The sequence below is a fragment of the Lysobacter sp. Root667 genome (genome assembly GCF_001427715.1).
Taxonomy (GTDB): Bacteria; Pseudomonadota; Gammaproteobacteria; order Xanthomonadales; family Xanthomonadaceae; genus Lysobacter.
The window spans coordinates 190,660-208,833 of sequence record NZ_LMHF01000001.1 but is presented as its reverse complement, the minus strand read 5'-3'; the positions used below and the strand labels follow the sequence as shown (position 1 = coordinate 208,833).

General features: G+C 68.6%; 15 protein-coding genes. 11 read left to right on the top strand and 4 right to left on the bottom strand.

What is annotated here, in order from left to right:
* Positions 1 to 60 precede the first annotated feature (60 nt).
* The 3 genes from ASD78_RS00940 (at position 61) to hemF (ending at position 2,864) form a co-directional block, all read left to right on the top strand.
* A complete protein-coding gene (locus ASD78_RS00940; protein ID WP_156087515.1) occupies positions 61 to 1,125 on the top strand; it encodes a hypothetical protein in 1,065 nt (354 codons plus the stop codon).
* A 52-nt stretch (positions 1,126 to 1,177) separates the two neighbouring features.
* Entirely contained in the window at positions 1,178 to 1,864 is a 687-nt protein-coding gene (locus tag ASD78_RS00935) for a hypothetical protein (protein ID WP_056097761.1), read from the top strand.
* Positions 1,865 to 1,949: 85 nt separating this feature from the next.
* Entirely contained in the window at positions 1,950 to 2,864 is a 915-nt protein-coding gene (hemF, locus tag ASD78_RS00930) for an oxygen-dependent coproporphyrinogen oxidase (RefSeq protein ID WP_056098143.1), read from the top strand.
* A 180-nt stretch (positions 2,865 to 3,044) separates the two neighbouring features.
* Here hemF and ASD78_RS00925 read toward each other — a convergent pair whose 3' ends face one another.
* Positions 3,045 to 3,527, bottom strand: a complete 483-nt coding sequence (locus tag ASD78_RS00925; RefSeq protein ID WP_056097760.1) for a YetF domain-containing protein — start codon at positions 3,525 to 3,527, stop codon at positions 3,045 to 3,047.
* A gap of 503 nt (positions 3,528 to 4,030) precedes the next feature.
* A complete protein-coding gene (gene polA, locus ASD78_RS00920; protein ID WP_056097759.1) occupies positions 4,031 to 6,799 on the bottom strand; it encodes a DNA polymerase I in 2,769 nt (922 codons plus the stop codon).
* Positions 6,800 to 6,912: 113 nt separating this feature from the next.
* On the opposite strand from polA, the gene ASD78_RS00915 reads away from it, so the two are divergent.
* The 3 genes from ASD78_RS00915 (at position 6,913) to ASD78_RS00905 (ending at position 9,763) form a co-directional block, all read left to right on the top strand.
* Positions 6,913 to 7,212: a DUF2782 domain-containing protein gene (locus ASD78_RS00915; protein ID WP_055907701.1), complete on the top strand. Its 300-nt coding sequence runs from the start codon at positions 6,913 to 6,915 to the stop codon at positions 7,210 to 7,212.
* Positions 7,213 to 7,226: 14 nt separating this feature from the next.
* The gene (locus ASD78_RS00910; protein ID WP_056097758.1) at positions 7,227 to 7,664 is read left to right on the top strand and encodes a GNAT family N-acetyltransferase; all 438 of its coding nucleotides are present in this window, start codon (positions 7,227 to 7,229) and stop codon (positions 7,662 to 7,664) included.
* Positions 7,665 to 8,041: 377 nt separating this feature from the next.
* Positions 8,042 to 9,763 (top strand): hypothetical protein, encoded by a 1,722-nt coding sequence (locus tag ASD78_RS00905; RefSeq protein WP_055907695.1) that lies wholly within the window; start codon positions 8,042 to 8,044, stop codon positions 9,761 to 9,763.
* 56 nt (positions 9,764 to 9,819) lie between these two features.
* Here the strand turns inward: ASD78_RS00905 and uvrD are convergent, their stop codons facing one another.
* Positions 9,820 to 11,997, bottom strand: a complete 2,178-nt coding sequence (gene uvrD, locus ASD78_RS00900; protein WP_056097757.1) for a DNA helicase II — start codon at positions 11,995 to 11,997, stop codon at positions 9,820 to 9,822.
* 60 nt (positions 11,998 to 12,057) lie between these two features.
* Here uvrD and ASD78_RS00895 point away from each other — a divergent pair, with 60 nt between their 5' ends.
* Complete coding sequence (locus tag ASD78_RS00895; RefSeq protein ID WP_162250107.1) at positions 12,058 to 13,020, top strand: hypothetical protein; 963 nt, start codon at positions 12,058 to 12,060, stop codon at positions 13,018 to 13,020.
* A 166-nt stretch (positions 13,021 to 13,186) separates the two neighbouring features.
* On the top strand, positions 13,187 to 13,417 hold the full coding sequence (locus ASD78_RS00890; RefSeq protein WP_055907685.1) for a hypothetical protein: 231 nt from the start codon (positions 13,187 to 13,189) through the stop codon (positions 13,415 to 13,417).
* Positions 13,418 to 13,509: 92 nt separating this feature from the next.
* Here the strand turns inward: ASD78_RS00890 and ASD78_RS00885 are convergent, their stop codons facing one another.
* Positions 13,510 to 14,148 (bottom strand): TIGR00645 family protein, encoded by a 639-nt coding sequence (locus ASD78_RS00885; RefSeq protein ID WP_055907682.1) that lies wholly within the window; start codon positions 14,146 to 14,148, stop codon positions 13,510 to 13,512.
* 191 nt (positions 14,149 to 14,339) lie between these two features.
* Between ASD78_RS00885 and ASD78_RS00880 the strand changes: the two genes are divergently transcribed.
* The 3 genes from ASD78_RS00880 to ASD78_RS00870 are packed head-to-tail and all read left to right on the top strand — an operon-like array spanning position 14,340 to position 18,171.
* Positions 14,340 to 15,050: a glutathione S-transferase N-terminal domain-containing protein gene (locus tag ASD78_RS00880; protein ID WP_056097755.1), complete on the top strand. Its 711-nt coding sequence runs from the start codon at positions 14,340 to 14,342 to the stop codon at positions 15,048 to 15,050.
* A gap of 47 nt (positions 15,051 to 15,097) precedes the next feature.
* Complete coding sequence (locus ASD78_RS00875; protein ID WP_056098141.1) at positions 15,098 to 17,326, top strand: S9 family peptidase; 2,229 nt, start codon at positions 15,098 to 15,100, stop codon at positions 17,324 to 17,326.
* Positions 17,323 to 18,171 (top strand): transglutaminase-like domain-containing protein, encoded by an 849-nt coding sequence (locus ASD78_RS00870; protein WP_056097754.1) that lies wholly within the window; start codon positions 17,323 to 17,325, stop codon positions 18,169 to 18,171. Before ASD78_RS00875 ends, ASD78_RS00870 begins: the two co-directional genes overlap by 4 nt.
* Positions 18,172 to 18,174: the final 3 nt, after the last annotated feature.

The window sequence follows — 18,174 nt, the reverse complement described above, 5'->3', positions numbered from 1 at the left end:
AGCCGGTGGGGCAGCCCGGCGCTCGTGCGGAAAGCAGGCGCCACCGGTATCGTCGCCGTCATGGACGACACCAACGACTCTCGACTTCATCCACCCTCTTGGCGGCTCGGCCGTAACGCAGCGTTGGCCGCGCTTGCGGGTGCGTGGGCGGCATTCTGTCTCCTGCTGCCGAGATTGGGTTATGCGCTGCTCGACGAGCCCGTGCGCACGCACATGCTTGAGATAACGGACACGCTGGGGCTGGTCATGGCGAAGTATTTTTCTCTGTCCGGACTACCGCCATGGCCGCTTCAGGCGATGCTGGTCTTCATCGTAGCCGCGCTCGCCGCGCTGGTTTGGCTGCTCGTGTTGCACTGGCTCGATCGGGACAAGAGCGCACGGCAAGCCTTGCGCTGGAGCCTGCGCACTTTTCCGATGCTGCTGCTGTGGTGTGCCGGGCTGGGACTCATCACCGGCGCAACGGTGCTTGCGCATGAGCACCTGGGCTCCTATGCCGTGTGGAGCATTGCTCTACTGTTGATCTATTTTCTGTCGCTGCCGTTCTTTTTCCTGCGACGCGAACCCATCGCGAGCGACCGCCCGCCGTTGGCGTGGCTTCCGTCCTGGCCCGGCTGGCCGGTGGTCAGCGTCGTTGGCGCTTGCGTACTCCTCATGTCGGCCACAGCGATGCTGGAAGCGGGACTGGAATCGGGCCCCAGCATGGTGGAGCTAATCGCGGCTGCGGTCGTTTGGGTACTGCAATCGATCGCTTTGGCGACCGTAGTGCTGCTGTGGCTGCGACGCCCCCGCTGGAATCGGCTAACGGCGGATGTGCGCGATTCATGGCGTTGGTTCCGCTTGCGTCGCGTATTCGCGGTGAGATGGCGTCTCTACGGCCTCTTTGTGCTGACCGTATTCCCGCTACTGTTCGCTATCGCACTGGATACGATCTTCTTTCAACCCGAGTTGGCACGCACGCTCGATATGCGACAACTCGCCAGACCGCTTGCGCTCGTCCGCTGGGTCGAGGTATCGGATTGGGTGATGCAATGGTGGTGGCCTGGATTAGGGCTGACCATGCTTTGGCTCGATCTGACCGCCTGTGCACGCACGCTGCTGCAGGTGGACAACGCTGGCCCGCCCTAGTCGCGCACGATCATCGCGGTGCTAGCATCGCCGCACCCAGGAGGGAATCGCCTTGCAGTCCATCCGTCGCTGTGCCGCGCTCGCCGCTTTGTTGATCGTCTCCTCCCTGGCCGCCGCGCAGGACCGGCCCGCCGCGAAGCCCGGCTACCAAGAGCAGGTCGCGCTGCGCACCTTCACCACCTCGCTGATGCGCGAGGCCATCATCGCCGAGTGCCGGGCCCAGGGGTATGCCGGCATCGACCGGCTGCAGGCCGCCTACGCGCAGTGGCGCGCGCCGCGCGAGGTCACCATCGCCACCGGCCAGGTCGCCGCGCTGACCCGCTATCCGGAGCTGGGCGGCAATGCCGCCGCGCAGCGCAGCAACTTCCGCCGCCAGTTCGACAAGAACCTGAAGCCGGGCATCGAGGCCGACCCCGGCGAGGCCTGCTCGGCCGCGCTGTCGACCTTCGCCAGCGGTCTGCCGATTCCGTTCAGCGGCGACACCCGGACCTCGCAGGAACTGCGCTTCGACATCTACAAGCAGGCCATCGTCGCCGGCAGCGCGGCCAATGGCTGTCCGGAGTTCGACACCATCGAGAGCAGCGTGCTGGAAACCTCCAAGACCGGCACCGGCGCCACCGAGCGCTGGCTGCTCAAGGGCTGCGACACGCAGATCGCGCTGACGGTGAAGCACCACCAGCCCGCGGCGAACGGCGGCTCGGACTTCGTGATCTCGGTGGCGCCCGCCGCCCAGCCCTGAGCGGCACCGGCCCAGAGCCGCACCGGCTCTGGCGGTTCGCCGAGCGATGCCGGGCCGGCGCGCCCGGCCCGGTAGAATGCGCGCCATGAGCGATTTCGACCGCGTACGCGACTATCTCACCGGCCTGCAGGACCGCATCTGCGCCGCCATCGAACAGGCCGACGGCGACGCCCGTTTCGCCGAGGACCTGTGGCAGCGCGCCGAAGGCGGCGGCGGGCGGACCCGCATCCTGCGCGGCGGGCGCGTGTTCGAACAGGCCGGGGTCGGCTTCTCCGACGTCTCGGGCACAAAGCTGCCGCCGTCGGCGACCGCGGCGCGGCCGGAACTCGCCGGCGCGTCCTGGCGCGCGGTCGGCGTGTCGCTGGTGTTCCATCCGAACAATCCCTACCTGCCGACCACCCACGCCAACGTGCGCCACTTCCATGCGGTCCGCGACGGCCAGACGGTGGCCTGGTGGTTCGGCGGCGGCTTCGACCTGACCCCGTTCTACCCTTTCGACGAAGACGTGCGGCACTGGCACCGCACCGCGCGCGCGCTGTGCGAACCGTTCGGCGGTGCCGAGCGCTACGCGGCGCATAAGCGTTGGTGCGACGAGTACTTCTTCCTCAAGCACCGCAACGAAACCCGCGGCGTCGGCGGCCTGTTCTTCGACGACCTGCACGGCGATTTCGAACGCGACTTCGCCTACCAGCGCGCGGTCGGCGACGGTTTCCTCGACGCCTACCTGCCGCTGGTCGAACGCCGCCGCGACACGCCCTACGGCGAGCGCGAGCGCCAGTTCCAGCTGTACCGGCGCGGCCGCTACGTCGAATTCAATCTGGTGCTGGACCGCGGCACCCTGTTCGGCCTGCAGTCGGGCGGGCGCACCGAGTCGATCCTGATGAGCTTGCCGCCGCTGGTGCGCTGGGAATACGGCTACGTGCCGGAAGCCGGCAGCAACGAGGCCAGGCTGGCCGAGTATCTGGTGCCGCGGGATTGGCTGGGCGAAGCGGCGGTCTAGGACCGGCCGCGGCTTTCGCAGCACGCGCGGTTTCGCGATCGCGGCTTACGCCGCTCCCACAGGAAGCGAGGCTTCGGCGCGGCGGCTCACGCCGCTGCGCCTGCGGGAAGCGCGGCCTTGGGGTAGGAGCGGCGTAAGCCGCGACCGCGTCGCGCCGCCCACGACGCCATCACGAATGCGCTAGACCCGATCGCCCCTGCGCAGAATCGTGATATGGCCGTTGGTCTCGAGCGTCGCCAGACCGATATGGTCGACCTCGGCGCAATCGTTCTCGCGCATCGCCTTGTGGAAATCGGCGCGACTGACCAGTTCGCGCCTCAGTATTTCGCGATAGACGTGGCCGTCGCGCGCCAGCACCACCGGCACGCCTTCGAACAGGCGCTCGGCGCGGTCGCTGCGCGAGCTTACATAGCCCACTCCCCAGTTCAAGGCGATCAGGGTCGCGGCCAGGATCAGGCCGCCGCCGACCGTAGTATCGGTGCCCAGCAACGCGTTCTGCACCGCGTTGCCCAGCAGCACGACCAGCAGCATGTCGAACGAGGTGAACTGCCCCATCGAACGCTTGCCCGATACGCGGATCATCACCAGCAACACGAAATACACGACGCAGGCGCGCAGCAGGTAATGCCACCACGGCATCGACAGGTCGAAGGCGTCGGACATGGGCACGGACTCCTGCGGCGGGGATGGCTGCGATTGTGGCCGAGCGGCGGGCAGCGCGGGTGTGGATCCAGTGCGCAGGTACGGCGAGCCCGGCCGCGATCGGGCCGTTCCTGAGCCCGACCGCCGCCGACGCGGCGGCCGGCGCGGCATTCCGCCGCTCGGATCCGGCAGACCGCAGCGAAGAGACGGCCCGATTTAGTCGCACAGAATCTCGCCCCGAAGGTGTGCGGTGCGGCGGTGCCGGCGCGCGACTTTCTGCGGCGCAAATAAAAAGCCCCGCAGGCAGGGGGGGCCGGCGGGGCTGGTGGAGCGGGACCTGGGGAGGGGCCTTCGCTCCGGGATCACTCCAGGGGAGGGAGAGATCAGCGACAGACGTTGCATCTGTCGCGACCTATATGACCACTCCGCACATGGATAGTTCGTGAAGATGGAAGTTAATAATTTGTTGGATTCAGGACCGATTCATTCTGCCAAACGCAGCAACGACGGGCTTTTCCGGATTATTAATGCGCTTCGTCCCAATTATCACCGACCCCGCTGTCGACGACGAGCGGCACCCTCAGTTCGGCCGCCCCGGACATCATCGCCCCGGCCTGGGCGACCAGGGTATCGACGAAGCCGGCCCGGACCTCGAACACCAGTTCGTCGTGGACCTGCAGGATCATCCGGGCCTGTCCGCCCTGCCCGGCCAGCCAGGCGTCGATGGTAATCATGGCCCGCTTGATGATGTCGGCCGCAGTGCCCTGCATCGGCGCGTTGATCGCGGCGCGCTCGGCGCCCGCGCGCAGGCCCTGGTTGGAGGCCTTGATGTTCTCCAGGTACAGGCGGCGGCCGAACACGGTCTCGACGTAGCCCTTCTCGCGCGCGTCCTGGCGGGTGCGCTCCATGAAGTCGCGCACGCCCGGGTAGCGGCTGAAGTAGAGCGCGATGTAGTCCTGCGCTTCGCCGCGGCCGATGCCGAGCTGGCGCGCCAGGCCGAAGGCGCTCATGCCGTACATCAGGCCGAAATTGATCGCCTTGGCGGCGCGGCGTTCGTTGCCGCTGACCTCGTCCATGGCCTTGCCGAACACTTCCGCCGCGGTCGCGCGGTGGATGTCGGCGCCGGACGCGAACGCGCGCAGCAGGCCCTCGTCCTCGGACAGGTGGGCCATGATCCGCAACTCGATCTGCGAGTAGTCGCAGGCGACCAGCTTGCAGCCCTCGGGCGCGATGAAGGCGCGGCGGATGCGGCGGCCGTCTTCGGTGCGGATCGGGATGTTCTGCAGGTTGGGATCGCTGGACGCCAGGCGTCCGGTCGCGGCGCCGGCCTGGTGGTAGCTGGTGTGGACGCGGCCGGTGTCGGGATTGACGATCTCCGACAGCTTGTCGGTGTAGGTGCTGCGCAGTTTCGCCAGGCCGCGGTATTCCAGGATCACCCGCGGCAGCTCGTGCTGGTCGGCGATCGCCTCCAGCGCTTCTTCGTTGGTGCTGGGCTGGCCGGTCGGGGTCTTGATCAGCGCCGGCAGCTTGAGTTCGTCGAACAGCAGGGCCTGCAACTGCTTGGGCGAATCCAGATTGAAGGTACGCCCGGCCAGTTCGGTGGCCTTCTGCTGCGCCGCGAGCATGCGCTTGCCCAGGTCCTGCGATTGCCGGCGCAGCTCGTCGGCGTCGATCATCACGCCGTTGGCCTCGATCCGTTCCAGCACCGGCACCAGCGGGATCTCGATCTCGCGGTAGACGCGCTCCAGGGCCGGCTCGGCGGCGAGCTTGGCGCCCAGCACCCGGTGCAGGCGCAGGGTCACGTCGGCGTCCTCGGCGGCGTAGCGGGTGGCGTCGTCCAGCGCGACTTGCGAGAACGAGATCGCCTTGGCGCCCTTGCCGGTCACGTCGGAGTACTTGATGGTGTCGTAGCCGAGGTAGCGCTTGGCCAGCGAATCCATGTCGTGGCGGCTGGCGGTGGCGTTGTAGACGAAGCTCTCCAGCATGGTGTCGTCGGCGTAACCGGCGACGTCGATACCGTGACGGCGCAGCACGTGCAGGTCGTACTTGCCGTGCTGGCCGAGCTTGCGCCGGGCCGGGTCGGCGAACACCGGACGCAGCGCGTCGCGCACCGTATCCAGCGCCAGCTGCGCGGGCACGCCCGGGTAATCGTGGCCGACCGGAAGGTAGTACGCACGCCCGGGCTCGACCGCGAAACTCAGGCCGACCAGGCGCGCGCGCATCGGGTCCAGCGAATCGGTCTCGCAGTCGAAGGCGAACTCGGCGGCGGCCTGCAGCTTCGCGACCAAGGCGTGCAGCTGGGCCGGCTCGACGATGGTTTCGTACTCGCCCTTGGCCGCGAGCGCCGCGTCGGGCGCCTCCGCCGACGCCGACGAGCGCGCGTGGCCGGCCGCGGTCGCGCGCAGCCCGGCGCGGTCGGCCGCGAGTTCATTCTCGGCGCTGCCGGCGCCGCCTTCGAGTTCGCGCAGCGCCTGCTTGAAGCCGTAACGCGCGTACAGCCGGCGCAGGTCCTCGGCGTGGCGTTCGCGCAGCGCCAGGTCGGTCGGGCCGCGCTCCAGGGCAACGTCGGTCTTGATCGTCGCCAGCTGGCGGTTCAAGGGGAGCCGCTGCAGCGCCGCGCGCAGGTTGTCGCCGATCTTGCCCTTGATCTGGTCGGCATGCGCGATCACGCCATCGAGGCTGTCGTACTCGGCCAGCCATTTGGCCGCGGTCTTGGGACCGCACTTCTCGACGCCGGGGATGTTGTCGACGCTGTCGCCCATCAGCGACAGCAGGTCGATCACCTGGTTCGGGCGCACGCCGAACTTGGCGAACACGCTTTCGTCCGAATCCATGCGGCTGCCGCTCATGGTGTTGACCAGGGCCACGCCCGGACGCACCAGCTGGGCGAAGTCCTTGTCGCCGGTGGAGATGGTCACGTCGATCCCCGTGCCAGCGGCCTGCAGCGCCAGGGTACCGATCACGTCGTCGGCCTCGACCCCGTCGATGCGCAGGATCGGAATGCCCAGGGCCTCGACGATCTCGCACATCGGCAGCACCTGCGAACGCAGGTCGTCGGGCATCGGCGGGCGATTGGCCTTGTACTGCGGGTCGAGGTCGTCGCGGAAGGTCTTGCCGGGGGCGTCGACCACGAATGCGACGTAGTCCGGGCGTTCGTTCAAGGTCGAGCGCAGCATGTTGACCACGCCGAACAAAGCGCCGGTGGGCTCGCCGGCCTCGTTCGTCAGCGGCGGCAGGGCATGGAAGGCGCGGTAGAGGTAGCTGGAACCATCGATCAGGACGAGTCTTTTCATGCCGGCGATTCTACGCCCGCCGGTCGCGTGCGCCGCGACCGGAGCGTGACGCCGATGCGGCCGCTTCACGGCCCCCGGAGGTATGCTGGTGGCCTGGATTCCGGAGAACCGCCATGCGCACCCTCACCGCATCGCTCGCCCTGCTGCTGCTCGCTCCGCTGGCCGGCTGCGCCACGATGGGCGGCGGCGACCCCACCGCCGACCTGAGCAACCCCGAGATCACGCGCCGCTCGACCCAGGGCGGCGACAGCGTCGAGGAATACCGCGTGGCCGGCCAGCTGCGGGTGGTCAAGATCACGCCCCAGCGCGGCCCGGTCTACTACCTGGTCGACAGCGACGGCGACGGCACCCTGGACAGCAGCAAGGGCGAAGGCCCGATCTCGCCGGTGCAGTACAAGCTCTTCAGTTGGTAAGGCACGTCCCGCACATGTCCGGACACGAGATCCGCTCCCTCAGCGGCGAGGACGAACTGCGCGCGGTGTGGCCGCTGGTGGCGCAATTGCGGCCCGAATTCGACGAGGACCGCTTCGTCGTCCAGATCCGGCGCCAGATCGACCAGGGCTGCCGCGCCACGGTGCTGTTCGACGCCGACGGTGCGCCGCGTGCGTTCGCGTGCTGGCGGGTGCTGGAAATGCTCGCGGTCGGTCTGCACGTCTACGTCGACGACCTGGTCACCGACCAGACCGTGCGCAGCCGCGGCTACGGCAAGGCGATGCTGGACTGGCTCAAGGCCGAGGCGAAACGCCTGGGCTGCGTGCGCCTGCAACTGGACTCGGGCACCCAGCGCCGCGACGCGCATGCGTTCTATCTGCGCGAGGGCTTGCGCATCGAGGCCTTTCATTTCGGGATCGCGCTGGGCGAGTAGGCGCCGCGCGGCGCGGCGGTTCGTCGCGCTCATCGCATCCATATTGCTGCGTTCGACGCGTTTCACCGCGTTGCGCATCGTATCCGCGCGGCCTCTGGACGAGCGCAGCGCGCGCCTAGCTCAAGCCGATTGCAAGTTGGCTGCATCCGCTCGTCGCTTCGGATCTGCCGGCGCATCGGCCCCGCGCGGTTTTCGCGCCGGCGCCACTACCGTTCGTCGTGGCGTCGATTCCGTTTTGGAACCGCGCGCACAAACACCGCTACCGCTGCGCTCATTTTGCGTTGCGCGACTGCGTTAAATCTAGCTGCCGGCGTGGAATCGCTCGCGCCGGTCTGGCCTAGAAGGCCGGTTCCGATGCTCAACATGGAGGTTTTCCGATGCTTAGCCTTAAGCCGCGCAGCCTGTCTGCGCTGATCGCACTCGCGCTGATCGCACCGGCCGCCAACGCGGCCCCGACCTGTCCCGCCAACGTCCTCGCGCAGCCCAAGACCAACCAGTTGTACGTGTTCTATCCGACGGTCAACACGCCGTTCCCGTCGATCGGTCCGTCCTCGTCGGCGGCGCCGTTCAACGTGGCCGATCTGGACCCGGTGGTCGGCAGCACGACAACGTTGCGCAATCGCATCACCGACTTCGTCGTCGACGACTACTGCGAGTTCAACGTCAAGGTCAATCCGGTCACCACCCTGCCCAGCCCGACGGAACCGCGCTGGCAGATCGTGGCGGTCGGCTCCGACACCGCCGGCAGCCTGTTCGGCCAAGCCCAGGCCGTAGATACCAACGACGCCGATCCGCAGGACTACGCCCGCGTCTGGGCCAAGTCCTTCAAGGACACCTACGGCGCCGCGGGCCAGCCGCTCAACGGCATCGGCTCGACGCTGGAGCGCTGGTCCACCGCGATCGGCACCACCACCTCGCACGAGTCCGCGCACAACTACGGCGCCGCCCATGGCCATTCCGCGCCGCGGCCGACCGAGGACGCGCAGAACTGGCACATCATGGCGACCGGCTCGACCGGCCTGACCGGCGAGATGCGTGCCGCGCGCAACCGCCACTTCAGCGACACCGAGTACGAGATCCTCGGCCACAACGTCGGCCTCAACACCAAGACCCTGCACAACTGGGACTTCGTCAACCCCAACAACACCAACGCCAACAAGATGCGCATCAAGCTGCTCAGCACCACCAACAGCCTGAGCATCAACTGGTGGTACAACGGCTCGGAGAGCCCCTGGCAGAACCCCACGGTGACCTACACCGGCGGCACCCAGAACTTCCAGGGCAACGTCTACTACGTGCACGACCTGGACTTCGCCAGCGCCAAGCCCTGGAGCGGCCCGACCGCCGGCGTGGTGATGCCGGCCGCGCCGTTCCACACCGGCGCCAGTTTCGCCGGCGGCGCCAGCGTGATCGTGTTCGACGTGCAGCTGTTCAACGGCGCCACCCTGCTGCCGCTGGCGCCGCGCCTGGCCGGTTACGACGCCGGCGACATCGACGTCGCCAGCGGCGCGTTCAATCTGAACTTCTTCAATACCAACCCCGCCGCCGGCGCCCTGGAATTGTCCGAAGTGCAGATCTTCCGCTCGCCGCGCATGCTCGACATCTCGGCGATGATGCGCGACGGCCGCCCGGTCGATGTGCGCGGCCAGCCGGTGGAGTTCCACTCCAGCAGCGTCATCCGCAAGCAGGTCGTGCAGGATCGTCTGCAGATCCCGCTGGGCAAGCTCACCGATCCGCGTACGGTGGATATCGTCTACCGGCCCGAAGACTGCCCGAAGGGATCGCCGGGTTCGGCGGGGCCGGGCGATCATGCCACTGGCGAGATCCGGTACTGCCACAAGGGCAACGCCCTGAGCCTGTTCCCGAACACCTACACCTACCTGGTCGCCAACGTGATCGAACCCAATGCGACCTATTGGGATCCGGGCCAGCGCAAGTTCGTGCAGGGGCCGCAGCAGAACACCATCTACTACCAGGTGGGCGGCGTGGTGCCGGACCTCAACCGCAATGGCCAGGACGATCTGATCGACATCCGTACCGGCGTGTCCAAGGACGAGGACCGCAACGGCGTGCCGGACGACGCCAGACCGGAACAGTGATGGATCGCTGAAACGCAGCGATGCGTCGGCCACGCGGCCGACGCATCGCACCGGCTTCAGGCCGGCTGCAGGTTCGCGTAGGCCAGCACCAGCCACTTGCTGCCGGCATCGTCGAAGTTGACCTGCACGCGCGCATGCGCGCCGGTGCCTTCGTAATCGGTGACGGTACCGGTGCCGAAACTGGGATGGCGCACCTGCGAGCCCAGGCGCACCGGCGGCGCCTCGATGGCGGCGTGGCCGGGGTCGCGGCGCGGCTGATTGCCGTACACCGGGCGCGACACCTGCACCTTCGGGCGCACCTCGTGCAGCAGCGACGGCGGAATCTCGCGCAGGAAGCGCGAGGGCACGCCGTACATGTCCATGCCGTGGATGCGGCGGGTCTCGGCGTAACTGAGCACCAGTTTCTGGCGCGCGCGGGTGATGCCCACGTAAGCCAGCCGGCGCTCTTCTTCCAGGCGCCCGGATTCTTCGGTCGAACGGTTGCTCGGGAACAAGCCTTCTTCCAGACCGCCCAGGAACACCAGCGGGAACTCCAGGCCCTTGGCGCTGTGCAGGGTCATCAGCTGCACGCCGTCGTCGCCGGCCTGGGCCTGGCCTTCGCCGGCTTCGAGCGCGGCGTAGCTCAGGAACGCGATCAGCTCCGGCATCGCCGCGGCGTCGTCCTCGTCGCTGCGGGTGAAGCGCGAGGCGACCGAGACCAGTTCGTCCAGGTTGTCGGTGCGCGAATCGAGCTGACCGCGCGATTCGTTGGCGTAATGCTCGCGCAGACCGGAGCGCTGCAGCACATGGTCGATCTTTTCCGGCAGCGGCATCGACGCCAGGTCGGTTTCGAGTTCGTCGATGATCCTGATGAAGCCCGCGAGCGCATTGCGCGCGCGCGCCGCCAGCAGCGTCTCCTCGGTCATCCAGCGCGCGGCGGCCCACAGCGGGGCGCCGTCGGCACGCGCGCGCTTGCGCACTTCGTCCAGGGTGCGCTCGCCGATGCCGCGCGCCGGCGTGTTGACCGCGCGCTCGAAGGCGGCGTCGTCGGCGCGGTTGGCGACCAGGCGCAGATAGGCCAGGGTGTCCTTGATCTCGGCGCGCTCGAAGAAACGCTGCCCGCCGTAGACGCGGTAGGGCACCTGTTCGGACAGCAGCGCTTCTTCGTAGGCGCGCGATTGCGCATTGCTGCGATAGAGCACCGCGACGTCGCCGTAGCTGCCGCCGTCGCGCACCCACTGGCGCAGGCGCTCGACCACGAAGCGCGCCTCGTCCATCTCGTTGTAGGCCGCATACAGGTCGATCGGTTCGCCCAGGCCGGTGTCGGTCCACAGCTTCTTGCCCAGGCGGTCCGGGTTGTGCGCGATCACCGCGTTGGCGGCTTCCAGGATGTTGGCGCTGGAGCGGTAGTTCTGTTCCAGGCGGATGGTCTGGGCGCCGGGGAAGTCGCGCAGGAACCGCTGCACGTTCTCGACCTTGGCGCCGCGCCAGCCGTAGATGGCCTGGTCGTCGTCGCCGACCACGAACACGTGGCCGCTATCGCCGGCCAGCACGCGCACGAACGCGTACTGGATGGCGTTGGTGTCCTGGAATTCGTCGACCAGGATCTCGCGGAAGCGGTGGCGGTAGTGCGCGAGCAGGGCCGGGTTGTCGCGCAGCAGTTCGTGCGCGCGCAGCAGCAGCTCGGCGAAATCGACCAGGCCGGCGCGTTCGCAGCGTTCCTGGTAGGCCTCGTAGGCGCGCCGCATCGCGTCGGCCCAGGGGTCGGCGGCCGGCTGGATATGCTCGGGACGGCGGCCTTCGTCCTTCTGGGCGTTGATCCACCAGGCGATCTGGCGCGGCGGGAAGCGCGCCTCGTCCAGTTCCAGCGCCTGCACCACGCGCTTGACCAGGCGCAGCTGGTCGTCGCTGTCCAGGACCTGGAAGCCTTCGGGCAGCTTGGCGTCCTGCCAATGCAGGCGCAGCAGGCGATGGGCCAGGCCGTGGAAAGTGCCGATCCACATGCCGCGCGCGCCGTGGCGCAGCTGCAGGTCGACGCGGTTGCGCATCTCGCCGGCGGCTTTGTTGGTGAAGGTCACCGCGAGGATGCCGTGGGTCGGCACGCCGACGACTTCGTTGAGCCAGGCGATGCGGTGGGTGAGGACTCGGGTCTTGCCCGAGCCGGCGCCGGCCAGAACCAGATAGTGGCCCGGGGGGGCCGATACGGCTTCGCGTTGGGCGGGATTGAGTGCGTCGAGCAGGTGCGATACGTCCATCGTCGTATTGTAGCGGCCGCACCCGCGGGAACCTTGCTCCAGCCTGGACATCCAATGCCCATGCGCCCTACGCCCCTGCTGTTCCTGATCGCCTGCGCGCTGGCCGCCGCCGCGCCGCCTGCGCGCGCGGACGACGGCGCCGCGCCGGCGCGCACCCTGCGCGCCGGCGGCAATGCCCTGCAGGTGAGCGTGGAAGGCGTGTCCGACCCGGCACGCGCGGCGATGCTGCAGCGCTGGCTGGCCGAAGCCGCCGACGCCACCCTGACCGCGTTCGGGCGCTATCCGCTGCGCCGGGCGCAGGTGCGGATCCGCCAGATCGACAGCCGCGATCCCAGCCCCGTGCCCTGGGGCCAGACCGAGCGCGGCGACGGCGTCGCGGTGCTGCTGTTCGTGCGCCGCGACGCCAGCCTGGCGCAACTGCGCGCCGACTGGACCGCGGTCCACGAACTCTCGCACTTGTTCCATCCCTATCTGGGCCGCGACGGCCGCTGGATGGCCGAGGGCCTGGCGAGCTATTACCAGAACGTGCTGCGCGCCCGCGCCGGCCTGCTCACGCCGGACCAGGCCTGGCGCCAGCTCGACGCCGGCTTCGGCCGCGGCCGCCGCCTGGGGCCGGGCGCGGCGCTGGACGAACTCGGCCGCGGCGGCACCATGCGCGTGTATTGGGCCGGCGCGGCGTACTGGCTGGAAGCGGACCTGGCGCTGCGCCGCGAACGCGGCCTGGATCTGGACACGGTGCTGTCGCGCTACGCGCGGTGCTGTCTGGACGCGGCGGCGGACGACATGGACGAGGCCTCGCCGCAGGCGTTCGCCGACGAGCTGGATCGCCTCGGCGGCGACGGCGTGTTCGCGCGCCTGTACCGGCGTTATGCGCGTTCGCGCGAGTTTCCGGACTTGAGTGCGGCCTACGCGGCGCTGGGCCTGGAAACCGACCCGAACGGCCTACGCTATTCGCAGCGCGCCGATGCGCTGAACTTGCGCATGGCGATCATGGCTCCGCGCCCGTCGAACGCAACGCATTGATTGCGCCAACCCGGTTCGGCGCAGCGGCGCGGCCGACGGCACCGATGCCGGAGAGCCGGTGATAGATTGCGGCGGTAGACGCGTCAGGCCATGGATTCGGCAGAAACGCCGCTGGCTGCCGGAGCCCCAGCACCCGCATAGCGGCATCGGACAAGGAGTCTTACAGATGCACAAGATCATGCTCGGCGCGGCGATCGCGTTGCTCAGCCTGGGAATGAGCTCCAGCGCGAACGCGTGGCCGCCGCCGACCGCGACCTGCGACGCCTCCAACGCCGGCGCGCAGACCGCCACCCCGTTCGGTTCCGGCTACATCGTCTGGGAATGCGACGGCAGCCAGTGGTACTTCATGCTGCAGTACGTCTGCGATTCGCAGGGCAACAACTGCATACCGCTCTGAGGGAGCGTCGCCGGACGCAGGGGCCTGCGCCTCTGCGTCTTTCCCGCGCCGCGCGCTAGATCGCGGCGCGCCGGAAGGCTGGCTTTACTGGCTCAATGCGCCGGCTTGGCCTTGGGCGCATGCGACATCAGCTTGTCCGTCATCGCGATGCCGATCGCCGAGACGATGAAGACCATATGGATGATGGTCTGCCACATCACGCCGGTCGAGGTCGACGTCGTGCACTTTGCGGCCACGCCGGTCATGCCGGCGGCCACGGCCTCGGCGGCCGCGCGGCTGGCGTTGATCGCCTCCAGCGTGTTGCACATCGGCAGGCCCAGGTCGCCGGCGGCGATGAAGGTCTTGAGCAGGTGGATCGAGGAGATGCCGATGATCGCCATCGCCAGCTTGACCTTGAGCACCGAGGCGTTGACGTGGCTCAACCACTCCGGCTGATCCGGATGCCCTTCCAGGCGCAGGCGCGAAACGAAGGTCTCGTAGCCGCCGACGATTACCATCACCAGCAGGTTGGAGATCATGACTACGTCGATCAGGCCCAGCACGATCAGCATGATCCCCTGCTCGTTCAAGGTGTTGGCGCCGTGGATCAGGTGCCACAGCTCCTTGATGAACAAGAACACGTAAACGCCTTGGGCGACGATCAGGCCCAGATACAAGGGCAGCTGCAGCCAGCGCGAACTGAAGATCAGCGCGGGCAGCGGATTGAGGCGTTCGGTACGCTCGACGGTCATGCGATGGCCTGGCGGGCTGTGTCTTAAGGCCGTCCAGGGTAACGGCGCGCCCATGACTGCGCCAAGTCGCCTGCTGAACGAAGCGCGCCGCCGCGCAGGCCCGCGCCGCCGCAACGATGCCTTCCCCGCCCGCCGGGACCGCCGCCCGGCGCAGCGCTTACACTCGGCCTTCGTCCCTGTGCGACCCGCCCATGATCGATCTCTATTACTGGCCCACGCCCAACGGCCACAAGATCACCCTGCTGCTCGAAGAGGCCGGCCTGGACTACCGCATCCGCCCGGTCGACATCGGCGCCGGCGACCAGTTCAAGCCCGAATTCCTGGCGATTTCGCCCAACAACCGCATGCCCGCGATCGTCGACCATGCGCCCGCCGATGGTGGCGAGCCGATCAGCGCCGCTCCTATCAGCGTGTTCGAGTCCGGCGCGATCCTGCACTACCTTGCCGCCAAGATCGGCAAATACCTGCCCGACGACGTGCGCGGCCGGGTCGAGACCGACGAATGGCTGTTCTGGCAGGTCGGCGGCTACGGCCCGATGCTGGGCCAGAACCACCACTTCAACCGCTACGCGCCGGAGAAGATTCCCTACGCGATCGAGCGCTACGAGCGCGAAACCCAACGCTTGTACGGCGTGCTCGATCGCCGCCTGGCCGGACGCGAATACGTCGCCGGCGGCGCGCTCGGCATCGCCGACTTCGCCTGCCACCCTTGGGCCCACTCGCACGCCTGGCACTACATCGACCTGGCCGACTATCCCCATGTGCGGCGCTGGCACGACGCACTCGCCGCCCGCCCCGCGTTCCAGCGCGCCTACGCCCTGGAACAAACCTACCGCCCGTCTCGCGACATGACCGACGAGATGCGCAAGAACCTGTTCGGAACCCCGGCCCGTACCGCATGAACACTCCTCTCGCCCGCCGCGGCCTCGCCGCCTGCCTGTTGCTCGCCATGTCGCTGACCGCCCCCGCCCTTGCCCAGAACGCGTCCGCCCTGCCGCAGAACGCTGCCGAAAAACTCACGCTCGACGCCCTCGCCGGCGACGCACCGCTGTCCGGTCCCAGCCTGACCAAGCCGCGCGTCGCGCCCGACGGCAGCCGGGTCGGTTTCCTGCGCGGCAAGGAGCGCGACAAGAACCGCCTCGACCTGTGGGCCTACGACATCGCCAGCGGCAAGTCGACGCTGCTGGTCGATTCCGACGACGTGCTGCCGGGTGCGGAAGTGCTCAGCGACGCCGAGAAGGCGCGCCGCGAGCGCCAGCGCATCTCCGCGCTGTCGGGCATCGTCGACTACCAGTGGTCGCCCGACGGCAAGACCCTGCTGTTCCCGCTCGGCGGCGAGCTCTACCTCTACGACTTGGTCATCGCGCGCTCGTCGAAATCGGGCAAGGCCGCGGTGCGCAAGCTGACCCACGGCGAGGGCTTCGCCACCGATCCCAAACTGTCGCCGCTGGGCGGCTACGTCAGCTTCGTGCGCGACCGCAACCTGTGGGTGATCGACCTGGCCGACGGCAAGGCGACCCAGCTCACCCGCGACGGCAGCGACACCATCGGCAACGGCATCGCCGAGTTCGTCGCCGACGAAGAGATGGACCGCCACACCGGCTACTGGTGGGCCCCGGACGACTCGGCGATCGCGTTCGCGCGCATCGACGAAAGCCCGGTGCCGGTGCAGAAGCGCTACGAGGTCTACCCCGACCGCACCGATGTGATCGAGCAGCGCTACCCGGCCGCGGGCGACCGCAACGTGCTGATCCAGCTCGGCGTGATCGCGCCCAAGGGCGGCCAGGCGCGCTGGATCGACCTGGGCAAAAACCCCGACATCTACCTGGCCCGCGTCGATTGGCGCGACGGCCGGCACCTGAGCTTCCAGCGCCAGTCGCGCGACCAGCACCTGCTGGAGCTGATCGAGGCCGACCTCGACAGCGGCAAGCAGCGCGTGCTGGCGACCGAGCGCGCCAAGACCTGGGTGCCGCTCAACAACGACCTGCATTTCCTCAAGGACGGCCGCATCCTCTGGAACAGCGAGCGCAGCGGTTACGAACACCTGTACCTGCTGTCCGCCGACGGCCGCAAGGCCACCGCGCTGACCGCCGGCGACTGGCCGGTGGACGGCGTGCTGGCGGTGGACGAGGAGGCCGGCCAGGTCTACTTCGCCGCCGGCAAGGACTCGCCGCTGGACGTGCAGATCTACCGCGTGGCCCTGAGCGGCGGCCCGATCGAGCGTCTGTCCAAGAGCGACGGCATCCATAACGCCAGCTTCGCGCGCAATGCCAGCGTCTACGTCGACAACTGGTCCAACCCCTCGACCCCGCCGCAACTGGAGCTGTACCGCAACGACGGCAGCCGCATCGCCGCGCTGATCGACAACGACCTCGCCGACGCCAAGCACCCGTACGCGCGCTACCGCCAGGCCCATCGCGACATCGAGTTCGGCACGCTGACCGCCGCCGACGGCAAGACCCGCCTGCAGTACAGCGTGCTCAAGCCCTCCGGCTTCGATCCGGGCAAGCGTTACCCGGTCGTGGTCAACGTCTACGGCGGTCCCGCCGCGCAGACGGTCAAGCGCACCTGGGCGCCGGACTTCAACCAGTACCTGGCCCAGCACGGCTACGTGGTGTTCTCGATCGACAACCGCGGCACCCCGCGCCGCGGCGCGGCCTTCGGCGGCGCGCTGTACGGCAAGCAGGGCACGGTGGAAGTCGCCGACCAGCTCAAGGGCGTGGCCTGGCTGAAATCGCAGCCCTGGGTCGACGGCCAGCGCATCGGCGTGTACGGCTGGTCCAACGGCGGCTACATGACCCTGATGCTGCTGGCCAAGGCCAGCGACGCCTACGCCTGCGGCGTCGCCGGCGCGCCGGTCACCGACTGGGCCCTGTACGACAGCCACTACACCGAACGCTACATGGGCCTGCCCGACAAGAACGTCGACGGCTACCGCGAAGCGCGCGTGCTCGAACACATCGACGGCCTCGAGTCCAAGCTGCTGCTGATCCACGGCATGGCCGACGACAACGTGCTGTTCAGCAATTCCACCGTGCTGATGAGCGCCTTGCAGAAGCGCGGCCAGCCGTTCGAACTGATGACCTACCCCGGCGCCAAGCACAGCCTCAAGGGCAAGGACAATCTGCACCGGCTGCGCATCACCGAGGACTTCTTCGCGCGTTGCCTGAAGCCGTGAGCCTGCGCGCACCGTCGCGTTGGCGGCTGCCGCTGGCGGCGGGGGCGCTGATCGTCGGTGGCGCCGCGCACGCCGGCACGCCGACGCTGGGCGCGACCGAGGCGCAGGCGCGCGCCGCGATCCATGCGCGCCTGGTCGCATCGCCGTACAAGATGTCCGAGCGCGCGCGCAGCGGCCGTATCCGCTACGCGCTCGCCTTCGAGCCCGCGCTGGCCTGGCCGTGGCCGGCCACCGGCGAACAGCGCGTGCAGCCGCGCGATGCCACGGCCGCGACGGCGCTGATCGACGTCTGCGGCGACTGCGGCAACGAGGCCGCGCCCGACGCCGCCGAATTGCGGCGCCACCTCGCGTCCAACGCCTGGGTCGACAGCGACGAGCGCAGCGTGCGTGCGTTCGCGCGCACTCATGTGCGCGGCCGCGGCGTCGAACACCGCATGCAGTCGCTGGTCGAGGCGGTGCAGCAGCACATGAACGGGCCCATCGCCTACCGCGACTATCTCAGCGCCTCGCAGGCCTTGAGCGCGCGCAGCGGCGACTGCACCGAGTTCGCCTTGCTGCTCGCGGCACTGGCGCGCGCCCAGGGCATTCCGACCCGCATCGTCTACGGGATCGCCTACTCCAGCCGCTTCACCGGCCAGAGCCACGTGTTCAGCCCGCATGTCTGGGTACAGAGCTGGAACGGCCGGCGCTGGATCAGTTACGACGCCGGCCTGGGCCGCTTCGACAGCGGCCATATCGCGCTGCGGGTCGGCGACGGCACGCCGCAGGACGGCGCCGGCGTGATGCAGGCGATCGGCCGATTGAAAGTGATCGAGGCGACCGGCGTGACCGCCGCCGCCCGCTGAAGG

Excerpts from the sequence above, each read along its gene's own strand:
- ASD78_RS00940 (WP_156087515.1), top strand. The coding sequence starts at position 61 with ATGGACGACACCAACGACTCTCGACTTCATCCACCCTCTTGGCGGCTC.
- hemF (WP_056098143.1), top strand. The coding sequence starts at position 1,950 with ATGAGCGATTTCGACCGCGTACGCGACTATCTCACCGGCCTGCAGGAC.
- ASD78_RS00925 (WP_056097760.1), bottom strand. The coding sequence starts at position 3,527 with ATGTCCGACGCCTTCGACCTGTCGATGCCGTGGTGGCATTACCTGCTG.
- polA (WP_056097759.1), bottom strand. The coding sequence starts at position 6,799 with ATGAAAAGACTCGTCCTGATCGATGGTTCCAGCTACCTCTACCGCGCC.
- ASD78_RS00915 (WP_055907701.1), top strand. The coding sequence starts at position 6,913 with ATGCGCACCCTCACCGCATCGCTCGCCCTGCTGCTGCTCGCTCCGCTG.
- ASD78_RS00910 (WP_056097758.1), top strand. The coding sequence starts at position 7,227 with ATGTCCGGACACGAGATCCGCTCCCTCAGCGGCGAGGACGAACTGCGC.
- ASD78_RS00905 (WP_055907695.1), top strand. The coding sequence starts at position 8,042 with ATGCTTAGCCTTAAGCCGCGCAGCCTGTCTGCGCTGATCGCACTCGCG.
- uvrD (WP_056097757.1), bottom strand. The coding sequence starts at position 11,997 with ATGGACGTATCGCACCTGCTCGACGCACTCAATCCCGCCCAACGCGAA.
- ASD78_RS00895 (WP_162250107.1), top strand. The coding sequence starts at position 12,058 with ATGCGCCCTACGCCCCTGCTGTTCCTGATCGCCTGCGCGCTGGCCGCC.
- ASD78_RS00890 (WP_055907685.1), top strand. The coding sequence starts at position 13,187 with ATGCACAAGATCATGCTCGGCGCGGCGATCGCGTTGCTCAGCCTGGGA.
- ASD78_RS00885 (WP_055907682.1), bottom strand. The coding sequence starts at position 14,148 with ATGACCGTCGAGCGTACCGAACGCCTCAATCCGCTGCCCGCGCTGATC.
- ASD78_RS00880 (WP_056097755.1), top strand. The coding sequence starts at position 14,340 with ATGATCGATCTCTATTACTGGCCCACGCCCAACGGCCACAAGATCACC.
- ASD78_RS00875 (WP_056098141.1), top strand. The coding sequence starts at position 15,098 with ATGTCGCTGACCGCCCCCGCCCTTGCCCAGAACGCGTCCGCCCTGCCG.